At 60.6% G+C, this 13,067-nt stretch carries 11 protein-coding genes and 4 tRNA genes; 9 read left to right on the top strand and 6 right to left on the bottom strand.

Annotated features, from left to right (window positions below; all coding sequences use genetic code 11):
- Positions 1-1,455 (bottom strand): D-alanyl-D-alanine carboxypeptidase/D-alanyl-D-alanine endopeptidase, encoded by a 1,455-nt coding sequence (dacB, locus tag HX830_RS11805; protein ID WP_152737146.1) that lies wholly within the window; start codon positions 1,453-1,455, stop codon positions 1-3.
- A 231-nt stretch (positions 1,456-1,686) separates the two neighbouring features.
- Between dacB and HX830_RS11800 the strand changes: the two genes are divergently transcribed.
- Entirely contained in the window at positions 1,687-2,031 is a 345-nt protein-coding gene (locus HX830_RS11800) for a YggL family protein (RefSeq protein WP_152737145.1), read from the top strand.
- A 67-nt stretch (positions 2,032-2,098) separates the two neighbouring features.
- On the opposite strand, the gene HX830_RS11795 is transcribed toward HX830_RS11800, so the two are convergent.
- Positions 2,099-2,869, bottom strand: a complete 771-nt coding sequence (locus tag HX830_RS11795) for a hypothetical protein (RefSeq protein WP_177100331.1) — start codon at positions 2,867-2,869, stop codon at positions 2,099-2,101.
- 331 nt (positions 2,870-3,200) lie between these two features.
- Here HX830_RS11795 and HX830_RS11790 point away from each other — a divergent pair.
- The 4 genes from HX830_RS11790 (at position 3,201) to HX830_RS11775 (ending at position 3,614) form a co-directional block, all read left to right on the top strand.
- Positions 3,201-3,276, top strand: a tRNA-Glu gene (locus HX830_RS11790).
- A gap of 2 nt (positions 3,277-3,278) precedes the next feature.
- A tRNA-Gly gene (locus HX830_RS11785) sits at positions 3,279-3,354 on the top strand.
- Positions 3,355-3,459: 105 nt separating this feature from the next.
- Positions 3,460-3,535 (top strand) — tRNA-Glu (locus HX830_RS11780).
- Between the two features lie 3 nt (positions 3,536-3,538).
- Positions 3,539-3,614, top strand: a tRNA-Gly gene (locus HX830_RS11775).
- Between the two features lie 101 nt (positions 3,615-3,715).
- Here HX830_RS11775 and HX830_RS11770 read toward each other — a convergent pair.
- Entirely contained in the window at positions 3,716-5,455 is a 1,740-nt protein-coding gene (locus HX830_RS11770) for a dipeptidase (protein ID WP_177100329.1), read from the bottom strand.
- 177 nt (positions 5,456-5,632) lie between these two features.
- Positions 5,633-6,271, bottom strand: a complete 639-nt coding sequence (locus tag HX830_RS11765; RefSeq protein ID WP_177100327.1) for a LysE family translocator — start codon at positions 6,269-6,271, stop codon at positions 5,633-5,635.
- Between the two features lie 103 nt (positions 6,272-6,374).
- On the opposite strand from HX830_RS11765, the gene HX830_RS11760 reads away from it, so the two are divergent.
- Complete coding sequence (locus tag HX830_RS11760) at positions 6,375-7,310, top strand: LysR family transcriptional regulator (RefSeq protein ID WP_177100325.1); 936 nt, start codon at positions 6,375-6,377, stop codon at positions 7,308-7,310.
- Between the two features lie 27 nt (positions 7,311-7,337).
- Here HX830_RS11760 and HX830_RS11755 read toward each other — a convergent pair whose 3' ends face one another.
- Together HX830_RS11755 and HX830_RS11750 are read right to left on the bottom strand one after the other, a co-directional pair.
- Positions 7,338-7,745 (bottom strand): PA2817 family protein, encoded by a 408-nt coding sequence (locus HX830_RS11755; RefSeq protein WP_100940784.1) that lies wholly within the window; start codon positions 7,743-7,745, stop codon positions 7,338-7,340.
- Positions 7,746-7,841: 96 nt separating this feature from the next.
- Positions 7,842-10,289: an acyl-CoA dehydrogenase gene (locus tag HX830_RS11750; protein ID WP_177100323.1), complete on the bottom strand. Its 2,448-nt coding sequence runs from the start codon at positions 10,287-10,289 to the stop codon at positions 7,842-7,844.
- Between the two features lie 308 nt (positions 10,290-10,597).
- Here HX830_RS11750 and HX830_RS11745 point away from each other — a divergent pair, with 308 nt between their 5' ends.
- The 3 genes from HX830_RS11745 to HX830_RS11735 all read left to right on the top strand — a co-directional run bounded on the left by HX830_RS11745 (position 10,598) and on the right by HX830_RS11735 (position 13,063).
- Positions 10,598-11,221, top strand: coding sequence for a glutathione S-transferase (locus tag HX830_RS11745; protein ID WP_177100321.1), 624 nt, complete (start codon positions 10,598-10,600; stop codon positions 11,219-11,221).
- 133 nt (positions 11,222-11,354) lie between these two features.
- Positions 11,355-12,287 (top strand): ABC transporter ATP-binding protein, encoded by a 933-nt coding sequence (locus HX830_RS11740; protein ID WP_103496752.1) that lies wholly within the window; start codon positions 11,355-11,357, stop codon positions 12,285-12,287.
- Positions 12,284-13,063 (top strand): ABC transporter permease, encoded by a 780-nt coding sequence (locus HX830_RS11735; protein WP_103496753.1) that lies wholly within the window; start codon positions 12,284-12,286, stop codon positions 13,061-13,063. The genes HX830_RS11740 and HX830_RS11735 overlap by 4 nt, the downstream gene beginning before the upstream one ends.
- Positions 13,064-13,067 lie beyond the last annotated feature (4 nt).

The raw sequence follows: 13,067 nt of genomic DNA, 5'->3' as shown, positions 1-13,067 counted from the left end.
TTATTCGTCCGAGCCGGCCACGTTGGGCTGGCGGTACAGGTCCAGCAACACCTGGTCTAGCACCGACGAGGCCCCCCAGGGTTTTGGGTCGTTGAGAATCGCCACCACCGCCCAGGTGGTGCCGTTATCGTCGCGGCTGAAGCCGGCGATGGCACGCACGGTGTTCAGGGTCCCGGTCTTGATATGCGCCTCGCCCCGCATGGCTGTCTGCTTCAGGCGCTTGCGCATGGTGCCGTCGGTACCGACGATCGGCAGCGAACTGATGAACTCCGCGGCATAGGGGCTCTTCCAGGCCGACTGCAGCATGCTCGCCATTTCCCGCGCACTGACTCGTTCGGCACGGGACAGCCCGGAACCGTTCTCCATCACCAGGTGCGGCGCGATAATGCCTTTCTTCGCCAGCCACTGACGCACCACCCGCTGCGCCGCCTTGGCGTCATCGCCGTCGGCATCGTTGCGATACTCCGCCCCCAGGCTCAGGAACAGTTGCTGGGCCATGGTGTTGTTACTGTATTTATTGATGTCGCGGATGATTTCCGTCAGGTCCGGCGAATAGGCCCGGGCCAGCAGGCGTGCGCTCTTGGGCACCACGTCGGAACGGTCCTTGCCATGGATGCTGCCACCCAGTTCCTGCCAGATGGCGCGTACGGCACCGGCGGCGTAGGCCGGATGGTCAAGCAGTGACAGGTAGGTCTGCGAGCTGCAGCCTTCGGCCAGTTGGCCGCTGACGGTGACCAGGGTGCTGCCGTCATCCTGGGCCACCGGGTTGTAGCGCACGTCGCCGGAGCACTGTTTGGCATTGACCGCCTTGACCTGGTTGTCGATGCGGATACTGGCAATCGGTGGTTCCACCGAGACCAGTACCTTGCCCGAGTCGTTGCGCGCGACGAAGCGCAGGGCCTTGAGGTTGACCATCAGCGCATCGGGCTTGACCAGGAACGGCTTGTTCTCGTCGTTGCCGTCGTCATTGAACTCCGGCAACTGCGGCTGGATGAAGAAACTGCGGTCGAGGACCAGATCGCCGGTCACCTGGTTCACGCCGTTGGCGCGCAGGTCGCGCATCAGCAGCCAGAGCTTTTCCATGTTCAGCTTCGGATCGCCGCCGCCCTTGAGGTACAGGTTGCCTTGCAGGACGCCGTTGCTCAGGGGGCCATCGGTGTAGAACTCGGTTTTCCACTGATGGTTGGGGCCGAGCATTTCCAGGGCGGCGTAGGTGGTGATCAGCTTCATGGTCGAGGCCGGGTTCACCGACACGTCGGCATTGACCGCGGTGGGCACGCCTGGGCCGTCGAGTGGCACCAGCATCAGGGACAAGGCGTCGTTTTGCAGCTTGCTGGCTCTGAGCGCCTGCTGGACTTTGGGAGAGAGGGTGGTGTTGACGGGCGCTGCGTAAGTGGGGAAGGCCAGGGGAAGGAGAAGGCCGGCGAGCAGCAGCGGACGTAAAGATTTGATCATATGAAGTAGAGCCCTACCGTCGAGGGGAAAATACGAGGGCATGTGGACAAAAATCCCTCAATGGTCGTGAAAGTGACGGCATTATGCCCGAAGGCAATCAAGCTTGGGCCTTGGGCCAGGCGCGCATGGCTGATTTTTTTCCACGGATCGACCAGCTGTCGCCACAGATCCGGGCAATTGCAGCCTTAAACTGATAAAGTGCCGCCCGTTATTACTTTTGAGGATTGTTTCATGGCGACTAACCGTTCCCAGCGTCTGCGCAAAAAGCTGTGCGTCGATGAATTTCAGGAGTTGGGTTTTGAGCTGAACCTGGATTTCAAAGAAGACCTGAGTGAAGAGGCTATCGACGTTTTCCTCGACGCATTCCTGAAAGAAGCGATGGAAGCCAACGGTCTGGGCTATGTCGGCGGCGATGACTACGGTCTGGTTTGCCTGCAGAAACGTGGCTCGGTCAGCGTTGAACAACGCGCTAACGTTGAAGCCTGGCTCAAGACCCGCAGCGAACTGACCTCCGTTGAAGTCAGCCCGTTGATGGACGTCTGGTACCCGGACAAGCCGATCAATCCGGTCGCCTGATTTCCCGGTCAGTACATAAAAAAACGGACAAGCCTGGCTTGTCCGTTTTTTTATGCCTGGGATTTGATCAATCGTAGATGGCTTTCTTCTTCCAGTCGGCGTCGGCCTCGACGTCCTTCAGGCCCTGGGTCAGTTCGTTGACGTCTTCTTCGGTAGGCTTGATGTTGGTGAGCACCATGGAGTTGGCCCGGGCCAGCAGCTTCTCCATGAAGATCAGCTGTTCGTTATAGACAGCCGGTTCAGGCTGCTTGCGCAGGTATTGCACGCCACGCTCGAAGGCCAGGCGCGCCTGCCCCGGTTGTTCCTGTTGCAGGGCATGCTGGCCGAGATTGTTGAAGAACTCTATATGCAGCAAGACCAGGATATGCCGCACTTCACGGATCCAGTGCTTGGCTTCGGTGGCGGGGAGGAAACCGTCCTGGGCGGCACGGGTGATCTGGCCGTGCAGGGCTTCAAGGAGGAAACGTACATCCTTGGCCTTGGCTTCGGTCTGGATCGGGCCGGGCGGGTTGTTGATCGGAATCGACTCACCCTGGCTGACCAGCGCCGTGAGTTCGGTCACCCGAGCCCTGAACTTGCTGTTGGTCTTGTCCATATTCAACAGGCGCTGGTTCACGTTGAGTTCCAGGCGTGTCAGCAGCAGCTTGAGGGCCGGGCTCATCAATTGGCCGGGAAAGGTCTCGGTGATTTCGCCGCAACGACGCAGGCGGTCGTTGAGTTCGACCTTGACTCGGGCCTTCTCGAGTTTGCGGCTTTCAGCCATATGATTGAGGAAGCCGATGGCGATCAGGAGAAAGATCCCGGCTGCGACCAGCAGGGTGATCATGAGTGGTGTCACCGTTAAGACCTCTTCAAGGTGTAATGCGAACGAGTGTAGTGGCTTGGCGTTTTCGCCGATAGCATTGATCGACGCGCTGCATGGCGCCTGGGATAGAGCACGTCGCCACTATTTCCCTCGATCACTATAGCGTCTTGTCGGGCGCCAGAATATAGGCGCCAAGGGGCAGACGCGCGGGGCGCCGGGAAAGGCCTGTAAAGGGTGGCGAAGTCATTGATTTAAATAAATTTATCCTTGGGGGTTGACGACCCTTCGATCCATCCATAGAATGCGCGCCACTTGCAGCGTAAAGCACACAGCGAAGCGCGGCAGGGAGTGAATGTTGTAGTGTGTCCCCTTCGTCTAGTGGCCTAGGACACCGCCCTTTCACGGCGGTAACAGGGGTTCGAGTCCCCTAGGGGACGCCATTGCGGGAATAGCTCAGTTGGTAGAGCACGACCTTGCCAAGGTCGGGGTCGCGAGTTCGAGTCTCGTTTCCCGCTCCATTTTTAAACAGCACTGCTTTCGGGCGGGGCTGAGTGAAACCAGAACCGATCTCTTCGGAGTCGGATTTGGGCACTGAAATACACACCATGTGTTTCAGTTAGCGTGTCCCCTTCGTCTAGTGGCCTAGGACACCGCCCTTTCACGGCGGTAACAGGGGTTCGAGTCCCCTAGGGGACGCCATTTGCGGGAATAGCTCAGTTGGTAGAGCACGACCTTGCCAAGGTCGGGGTCGCGAGTTCGAGTCTCGTTTCCCGCTCCATATTCAACAAAAACGCCGCTCAGTGATGAGCGGCGTTTTTGTTTGTGCGTGATTTATCTATTAAGGCAGTGGACCCGCCCCATGGCGGGTCCTGAGAGGGATCAGAGCTTGGGCATCTGCCCTATGCGCCCCATCATCTCGGTCACGATCTGCAGGTCCATGAGGAATTGCTCGACGCTCTTGAACTCGTTGTCGGTGTGCCCGGTGTACTTGACCTCGGGCCTGGCCAGGCCGAACTGCACGCCATTGGGCAACTCATGGACCGAGGTCGCGCCGGCCGAGGTGCCGAACTTGTGTTCCATGCCCAGGTTCTCGCTGGCCACGACCAGCAATGCCTTGACCCATTCACCCTCGGGGTTGCGGTACATCGGTTCGGCGATCGAATAGTTGAAGGCTGGTGCAATGTGGGTCTTTTGGCTCCAAGTGCTCAGCTTGCCGGCGATTTCGCCTTTGAGCGTTTCCGGAGATTTGCCCTTCGGCACCCGCAGGTTGACTGCGAGCTTGAAGGTCTTTTCATCCATCCCGACATAGGTCAGGGACGCCGTCAGCGGTCCCATGAAGGCATCGGAAAATCCCACGCCCAATTTACCACCCAGGTAGTCCAGGCCCCAGTTGTCGGCGGCATAGCGGGCGGCGTCGGTGATGTGGTTGTGCTTGAGCGCGATCTTGCCGTCCAGGCTATTGATGAAGTCCAGCATCCTCGCCACCGGGTTGACCCCTGACTCGGGCTCGGAGGAGTGGGCGGAAACGCCGGTGACCGTGAGCTTGACCTCCTGGCCGATGACTTTGGCGCTGATCTCGAAGTTGCCGCCATTGCGCTTGGCATAGTCAGTACCGGCCTGCTGCAGGCTGGCGGCCAGTTCGGCGGGCTTGTCACTCGCCAGGGTGGCGACCGATGTCGAGGGTATCTGGTTGGTGGCCATGCCCCCGGTCAGCGAGAGGATTTCCGCGCCTTTGCCCTCGGCCTGGCGTCGGGCAAAGTTGGCCATGACCGTGCCGTAGCCTTTCTCGGCAATCACCACCGGGTAGCCGCCGTCCAGCGCCAGATTGTAGTTGGGGACCGGATTGTGTTTGAAGTAATAGGGGATGGCGTCGCCGCTGGTCTCTTCGGTGGTGTCCACCAGCAGTTTGAAGTTTCTCGCCAGTGGCAGCTTTTCTTCCTTGATGATTTTCATGGCGTAGAGCGCCACCACGATGCCGTTCTTGTCATCCTCGGTGCCCCGGCCATACATGCGGTCGCCGATCAGGGTGACCTTGAACGGGTCGAGGCGGGTGCCGTCTTTCAGTACCCAGTTTTCCGGCGTCACCGGCACCACGTCGGCATGGGCGTGAATGCCCACGACTTCATCGCCGCTGCCATCCAGGGAAACTTCATAGACGCGGTTGTCGATGTTGCGAAAGTTCAGGTTGAAGGCCTGGGCCAGATCCTTGATTTTTTCGCCGATCCTGATGAATTCGGGATTCTCGTGCTGGGCCACGCCGTCCACGCGGAAGGTCGGGATGGCTACCAGCTCGCGCAAGGTCTCGGTAGCCGCATTGCCGTATTTCACCCGTGCATAAAGGCCCAGCAGGCGATGGATCTCATTTTGCTGTTCGGGGGAAAGGGTCTTGTTGTCGAGGAAGGCGCTGATGGCCGGACCGAGGTCGTCGGTCTTGGCCAGCTCGCTCTTGCCCAGACGTGCGAGGAACTGCCTGAAATCCGTGACCGATGCGTCATTCAGGGTACTGAGGATGGCCGCGTTCTGTTGGGGGGCGATGTTGGCTTGTGCGGGCGTGGTGAACAACGAAAGGCTGGTCAGCATCAGGGTGGTGGTGGCCAGGTGTTTGAGTGGGAAATTCATTGCGGGAAGCATTCCTTTGCAAGCAGTTTGTGAGAGATATCTGATCGATAGGACAGATATTTTTCCAAACTAACACCATAGGGCCGCTGTACGGGAGCCCCTTGGTGTGGGATTTTTCTTAAGGAAATGCAAACCGCGCTGGATTTTTCCCGCTCAAAGGCCTCGTCGGTGGGCTGCTTATAAAGACAGCATCAGGCGCCCGGCAAACAGAATCAGCACCACGCCCATGGTGCGTTCGAACCAGTGGCCCATCTTCAGGAATGCCTGGCGGACCCGTTCGCTGGAAAACAGCAGGCTGACCAGGATGAACCACAGTGCATTGACGCTGCACATCCACAGGCCATAGAGCGCCTGGATTTCCAGCGGGGTCGAGGCGCTGACCACCGTGGTGAAGATCGCCAGGAAGAATAGGGTGGCCTTGGGGTTGGTGGCATTGGTCAGGAAGCCGACCATAAAGGCCTTGGCCGGGCTCTGTCGCGGAAGTTCATCGGCGGTCTGGCCGAAATCCGAGCGCGCCGCCCGGGCTTTGCTGCGCAGCAGGTTGATGCCCAGGTAGAGGATGTAGCCGCCGCCGATCACCTTGGCGACGTTCAGCAGCCAGGGTGCGCTGTGCATCAAGGCGCCGACGCCGAGCAGGGTATAGAGCACATGCACCGAGATCCCGGCACCGATGCCGAGGGCGGTGATCACGCCGATCAGCCGGCCAAAGCGCACGCTCTGACGGATGGTCACGGCGAAATCGGGGCCAGGGGCGACCACGGCGAGAAAGTGAATGGCCGCCAGGGCGAGGAATTCGTTCAAATAGTGGGGATTCATGGTGATTCCGGGATGAATGGTCGTCAGGTCGGTTGGGTGTCGCCAGTATAAAAAGGCTGTTAGCCTGTGATAATCCGATCAAATATCAATGGACCTGTGCGTCATGAGCATCAATCTGCCGCTGGCGTTGCTGAGCGAAATGGCGATTTTCGTCAAGGTGGTCGAGACCGGCAGTTTCTCGGAAGCCGCGCGCCAGCTCGGTTTATCGCCCTCGGCGGTGAGTCGCTCGATTTCCCGTCTGGAAAAGGCCCTGGCGACCCGCCTGCTGCAGCGCACCACACGCAAATTGCGGCTGAGCGACAGCGGCGAGGAGACCTTCAAGCGCTGCCGGGAAATGGTCAGTGCGGCGCGATCGGTGATGGAGATCAGTGGTCAGTACACCCACGAGGCCCAGGGGCTGGTTCGGGTCAGCGTGCCGAAGGCGGTGGGGCGTTTTGTCGTGCATCCGCATATGCCGGAGTTTCTGCGGCGTTATCCACAGGTGGATGTGCAGATGATTCTCGAAGATCGACCGGTGGACCTGATCGAGGACAATGTCGACCTGATCCTGCGTATTACCGATCATCCGCCGGTCGGCCTGGTAGGGCGCCAGTTGATGCCCATCGAGCATCTGCTCTGCGCGACGCCGCAGTACCTGGCTGAACACGGCACGCCGCAGCACCCCCATGACCTGCTGGAGCACAGTTGCATCTATCTGGGGGACACGCCCAATGACGCGCGCTGGAAGTTCAGGCAGGGCAGCAAGTCGGTGACCGTCGGGGTCCGCGGGCGTTATGCGGCCAATCACACGGGGGTGCGGCTGGATGCGGTGTTGCAGCATATCGGCATTGGCAGCCTGCCGTATTTCACGGCGCGGCATGCCCTGGAACAGGGCTTGATCGTCCAGGTGCTGCCGACCTGGACGTTTCTGGCCTCCTATCACGGTGGCCTTTGGCTGCTGTATACGCCGACGCCCTACCTGTCGCCGAAGTTGCGGGTGTTTATCGACTACCTGGTGGAGCGTCTGGCCCGGGAGCCGACATTGCGCAAGGCGCTGTAGGCTCCCAGCCTGATGGAGCGGCTTGTATCAGTGCTTGCTGTCCTGGGTCGAGAGCGCCAACAGCTGCTTTTCCTGGTTCCAGTCGAACGGTTCGTCGTTCTGCTCGGCTTCATAGCGGCGCTCTTCCAGCGCCTGGTACAGCTCCAGTTCGTCATCCGGCATGTAATGCAGGCAGTCACCGCCAAAGAACCACAGCAGGTCGCGGGGTACCAGGTGGGCAATTTGCGGATAACGCAGGATCACCTGGCACAGCAGGTCCTGGCCCAGGTACTGGCTTTCCACCGGTTCGACCGGCAGTTGCGCGCGCAACTCATCGAAACGTTCGAGGAACAGCGCGTGACTTTCTTCGGGGACCTGCTCGGCTTCGCCGACGGCGACCAGAATGCTGCGCAGGTGGTCGAGCAGGACCAGGTGATCGGCAACGAGGTTGGACATGACAGGGGGCCTCAAGGGTAAAACGGGCGCGAGAGTATAAGGCTCTCGGCGCCCGTTGTCGTGTCAGGCTCCGTAGCAGGCACCTGACCCGCGCACCTAGCGGACCTTGCCTTTGCCAGGGCGCAGTTCTTCCTTGCTGAAATCATCCACGTCGATCACCTTGCGCCGGGCAGCTTCTGCCTGGCGCAGGCTTTCGGCTTCGGCCGGTTGCAATACGCCGGCCTCCAGGGCGGCATCGATGGCCGACTCTTCGGCGCGCGGCTTGACCTGGCCGCTCTTGAGTGCGACGTGCAGTTTTTTCTGCAGCTCATGGCTGGCGCCCAGCAAATCGTAGGCGTGTTGCAGGGCTCCAACCGGATCGCTTGCCGATTGCGGGCGGTAGCAGCCTTCAAGCACGGCTTCCAGCGCCGGATCGCCCTTGGCCCGACCGAGCACCGCAGCGACTTCGGCATCCAACTCGTCGCAAGGGCCGGTATGTCGACGACCGAAGGGGAATACCACCACTCGCAGCAGGCAGCCGAGCACGCGGTTCGGGAAGTTTTTCAGCAACTCGTCGAGGGCCCGTTCGGAGTGTCCGAGGCTCTCTTCCATGGCCCAGGTGAACAGCGGTTGCAGATAGTCCGGGGAGTCCAGGTCGTGATAACGCTTGAGCGCCGCCGACGCCAGGTACAGATGGCTGAGTACATCCCCCAGGCGTGCCGACAGCCGTTCGCGACGCTTCAATTCGCCGCCCAGCAGCATCATGCACAGGTCCGCCAGCAGGGCGAACGCCGCCGCCTGGCGATTCAACGCGCGGAAATAACCCTGGCTCAGGCGATTGCCCGGCGCCGCTTCGAAGTGCCCGAGCCCGAGATTCAGGACCAGGGTGCTGGCGGCGTTGCTGACGGCAAAGCCGATATGATCGAGCAGCAGCTTGTCGAACTCCACCAGCGCCTGGTCGTGGTCCTCGCGGGCGGCCAGGGCCATTTCCTTGAGGACGAAGGGATGGCAGCGAATCGCGCCCTGGCCGAAGATCATCAGGTTGCGCGAGAGGATGTTTGCCCCTTCCACGGTGATGAAGATCGGCGCGCCCTGCCAACTGCGGCCCAGGTAGTTGTTCGGACCCATGATGATGCCTTTGCCGCCGTGCACATCCATGGCATGGCCGATGCACTCGCGACCGCGTTCGGTCAGGTGATACTTGAGAATCGCCGAGAGCACCGAGGGTTTCTCGCCGAGGTCGACGGCATTGGCCGTGAGCATCCGCGCGCTGTCCATCAGCCAGGCGTTGCCACCGATGCGGGCCAGGGCTTCCTGGATGCCCTCGAAGGCGGCCAGCGGTACGTTGAACTGTTCGCGGACCTGGCTGTACTGGCCGGTCACCAGGCTGGTGAACTTGGCCGCGCCGGTACCCACCGCCGGCAGGGAGATCGAGCGACCCACCGACAGGCAGTTCATCAGCATCATCCAGCCCTTGCCGAGCATGTCCTGGCCGCCGATCAGGAACGACAACGGGATGAACACGTCCTTGCCCGAGTTCGGGCCGTTCATGAAGGCCGCGCCGAGGGGCAGGTGGCGCCGGCCGATCTCGACCCCCGGGGTGTCGGTGGGAATCAGCGCGAGGCTGATGCCCAGGTCTTCCTCTTCGCCCAGCAGATGCTCCGGGTCATGGGCCTTGAAGGCCAGCCCGAGCAAGGTCGCCACCGGGCCGAGGGTGATGTAGCGCTTTTCCCAGTTCAGGCGCAGGCCGAGGACTTCCTCGCCTTGCCATTGGCCCTTGCAGATCACCCCGGTGTCCGGCATGGAGCCGGCATCGGAGCCGGCCAGCGGCCCGGTCAGGGCAAAGCACGGGATATCGTCGCCGCGGGCCAGGCGTGGCAAGTAGTGATTGCGTTGTTCATCGGTACCGTAATGCAGCAGCAGTTCGGCCGGGCCCAGGGAATTGGGTACCATCACGGTGGAGGCGAGGTCGCCGCTGCGGGTCGCCAGTTTCATCGCCACCTGGGAGTGGGCATAGGCGGAAAAGCCCTTGCCGCCGAACTCCTTGGGGATGATCAGGGCAAAGAAGCCGTGCTCCTTGATATGCGCCCAGGCTTTGGGCGGCAGGTCCATGGCCTGGCCGATCTGCCAGTCGCTGACCATGGCGCAGAGTTCTTCGGTCGGCCCGTCGATAAACGCCTGTTCTTCCTCGCTCAACCGGACCTTCGGATAGGCCAGCAGCTTGTTCCAGTCCGGGCGCCCGCTGAACAGTTCGCCATCCCACCAGACGGTTCCGGCGTCGATGGCATCGCGCTCGGTCTCGGACATGGGCGGCAGGACCTTGCGGAACCAGGCGAACAGTGGGGCAGTGAACAGCCTGCGGCGCAGGTCGGGCAGCAACAGCGCGGCCGCGACCACCGCCAGCAACACCCACAGCACCAGCATCAGAGCGCCCGGCCCATGGCCGAACCGGCCCATCGCGATCAGGTAGACGGCGACTATGCCGAGTACGGGAAGCGGAGCGATTCGGCGATGCGCCAGCCAGGCGACGCCGATCACCAGTACCAGTATCCACAACAGCAGCATATTCAATCCTCCATAAAGACAGCGCCAAAGCACCGATTGAGCTTAGTCGGCATCCGGTAAACAGGGCTTGGGGATGTGTGTTCAAATCTGTAGGCACATGTTTACAAGTGTAACGGCCCGGGCGGCCTGGTCTAAAAGTGAGCAGGCTACCGATAGTGACCGTCCCGTGTCGGTGGAGTTCGTCGATTTCGTCACGCTCTGCATCACGACGCGTGTTATCCGCTCTGCTACTTTCCTTGTGCGCAAGGATTTGAGCCTGCGCTGTTCGGGCGTAGACTGCGTCGGCATTTATCCATCGAGAGGCGGTCATGCTGAAAATCTGGGGTAGGAAAAATTCGTCGAACGTCAGGAAAGCCTTGTGGTGTGCCGAGGAGCTTGGCCTGCCTTACGAGTCTCTGGATGCCGGCGGAGCGTTCGGTGTCGTCGATACACCCGAATATCGTGCGAAAAACCCGAACAAGCTGGTGCCGATGATCGAGGACGGTGATTTTGTCCTCTGGGAATCGAACACCATCGTGCGCTACCTGACCGCCAAGCATGCCGCCGGCTCCCACTGGTTCTCCAATGATCTGCAGGCACGGGCCCAGGCGGACAAGTGGATGGACTGGACCACCTCATCCTTTGCCACCCCGTTTCGCGGGGTGTTCTGGGGTGTATTGCGGACCCCCGCCGAGCAACAGGATTGGGCCGCGATCAACGCTTCGCTGAAGATCTGCGCCGACCTGTTGCTGCGGGTCGATGCGGCGCTGGCCGAGCAACCCTACCTGTCGGGTGACGAGATCGGCATGGGTGATATTCCCCTCGGCAGTTTTATCTATGCCTGGTTCGAAATGCCCATCGAACGCCCGCCGATGCCTCATTTGAGTGCCTGGTACGAACGCCTGAAACAGCGTCCGGCCTATCAGCGGGCGGTCATGACCGCGTTGACTTAATAGCCACTATTAACGCCGGTTGCTGTACTTGTGCGGCGAGGCCAAGCACCATGAGCCTGGTTCGCCGCCGTTGCATTCAAAACGGTGTGCCCTTATTTAGTTCTTTCCTCCCTTCTTGGTGCATGAATCCGATATGAGTTCCGCTCTGTCCATCCGGCAGCTAACCAAAACCTACGGCAACGGTTTCCAGGCCCTGAGTGGTATCGATCTGGATGTCGCCGAAGGTGATTTCTTCGCCCTGCTCGGCCCTAACGGTGCCGGCAAATCCACGACCATCGGCATCCTCTCGACCCTGGTGAACAAGACCGGCGGTACGGTGAAGGTGTTCGGTCACGACCTGGATCGCGAACCCGCCGCACTCAAGCGCTGCATTGGCGTGGTGCCGCAGGAGTTCAACTTCAACCAGTTCGAGAAGACCTTCGATATCGTCGTGACCCAGGCCGGGTACTACGGCATTCCGGCGAAAATCGCCAAGGAACGCGCCGAGCAGTACCTGACCCAGTTGGGCCTGTGGGACAAGCGCGACGTGCCGTCGCGGTCGTTGTCCGGCGGCATGAAGCGCCGGCTGATGATCGCCCGGGCGCTGGTGCATGAACCGCGCCTGCTGATCCTCGACGAGCCGACCGCCGGGGTCGACATCGAACTGCGTCGTTCGATGTGGACCTTCCTCACCGAGCTGAACCAGAAAGGCATCACCATCATCCTCACCACCCACTACCTGGAGGAGGCTGAACAGTTGTGCCGCAATATCGGCATCATCGATCACGGCACCATCGTCGAAAACACCAGCATGCGCCAGTTGCTCAGCCAGCTGCATGTGGAGACCTTCCTGCTCGACCTGAAGAATGACCTGCAGCAGCCGCCCCAGCTGATCGGCTATCCGAGCAAGCTGCTCGACAGTCGCACCCTGGAAGTCCAGGTCGACAAGGCGGTGGGCATCACCGCGCTGTTCGGGCAACTGGCCACGCAGCAGGTCGAAGTCCTGAGCCTGCGTAACAAAACCAATCGCCTCGAGGAGCTGTTCGTGTCCCTGGTGGAAAAAAACCTGTCGAAGGTGGCGGTATGAGTTCGGAACTGCAACCCAACCTGGTCGCCCTCAACACCATCGTTTACCGCGAAGTCCGGCGTTTTACCCGGATCTGGCCGCAGACCCTGCTACCGCCGGCCATCACCATGGTCCTGTACTTCGTGATCTTCGGTAACCTGATCGGCAGGCAGATCGGCGGCATGGGTGGTTTCACCTATATGGAGTACATCGTGCCAGGCCTGATCATGATGTCGGTGATCACCAACTCTTACGGCAACGTGGTCTCGAGTTTCTTCGGCAGCAAGTTCCAGCGTTCCATCGAGGAATTGATGGTTTCGCCGGTCTCGCCCCATACCATCCTGATCGGCTACACCCTGGGCGGTGTGCTGCGCGGGCTGATGGTGGGGATTATCGTGACCTTGCTGTCGCTGTTCTTCACCGATTTGCAGGTCCATCACCTGGGCGTGACCGTGCTGGTGGTGGTACTGACGGCGACGATCTTCTCGCTGCTGGGGTTTATCAACGCAGTCTTTGCACGTAACTTCGACGATATCTCGATTATCCCGACCTTCGTGCTGACGCCGCTGACCTACCTTGGCGGGGTGTTCTACTCGATTACCCTGCTGCCGCCGTTCTGGCAGACCGTGTCGCTGGCCAACCCGGTGCTGCACATGGTCAACGCCTTCCGCTACGGCATTCTCGGGGTCTCGGACATCCGCATCAGCGTGGCCATCACCTTTATGGTCGTGGCGACCCTGGCCCTCTACATCGGTTGTGCGCGGCTGCTGGTCAGCGGCCGCGGTATGCGCCAGTAACGGG

It is taken from the genome of Pseudomonas gingeri (assembly GCF_013385425.1).
Classification (GTDB): Bacteria; Pseudomonadota; Gammaproteobacteria; order Pseudomonadales; family Pseudomonadaceae; genus Aquipseudomonas; species Aquipseudomonas gingeri_D.
This window is presented reverse-complemented; position numbering and strand designations above follow the sequence as displayed.

Bases quoted from the DNA above. Each gene is read 5' to 3' on its own strand.
- HX830_RS11800 (WP_152737145.1), top strand. From the start codon at position 1,687: ATGGCGACTAACCGTTCCCAGCGTCTGCGCAAAAAGCTGTGCGTCGAT.
- HX830_RS11770 (WP_177100329.1), bottom strand. From the start codon at position 5,455: ATGAATTTCCCACTCAAACACCTGGCCACCACCACCCTGATGCTGACC.
- dacB (WP_152737146.1), bottom strand. From the start codon at position 1,455: ATGATCAAATCTTTACGTCCGCTGCTGCTCGCCGGCCTTCTCCTTCCC.
- HX830_RS11755 (WP_100940784.1), bottom strand. From the start codon at position 7,745: ATGTCCAACCTCGTTGCCGATCACCTGGTCCTGCTCGACCACCTGCGC.
- HX830_RS11750 (WP_177100323.1), bottom strand. From the start codon at position 10,289: ATGCTGCTGTTGTGGATACTGGTACTGGTGATCGGCGTCGCCTGGCTG.
- HX830_RS11740 (WP_103496752.1), top strand. From the start codon at position 11,355: ATGAGTTCCGCTCTGTCCATCCGGCAGCTAACCAAAACCTACGGCAAC.
- HX830_RS11745 (WP_177100321.1), top strand. From the start codon at position 10,598: ATGCTGAAAATCTGGGGTAGGAAAAATTCGTCGAACGTCAGGAAAGCC.
- HX830_RS11760 (WP_177100325.1), top strand. From the start codon at position 6,375: ATGAGCATCAATCTGCCGCTGGCGTTGCTGAGCGAAATGGCGATTTTC.
- HX830_RS11735 (WP_103496753.1), top strand. From the start codon at position 12,284: ATGAGTTCGGAACTGCAACCCAACCTGGTCGCCCTCAACACCATCGTT.
- HX830_RS11765 (WP_177100327.1), bottom strand. From the start codon at position 6,271: ATGAATCCCCACTATTTGAACGAATTCCTCGCCCTGGCGGCCATTCAC.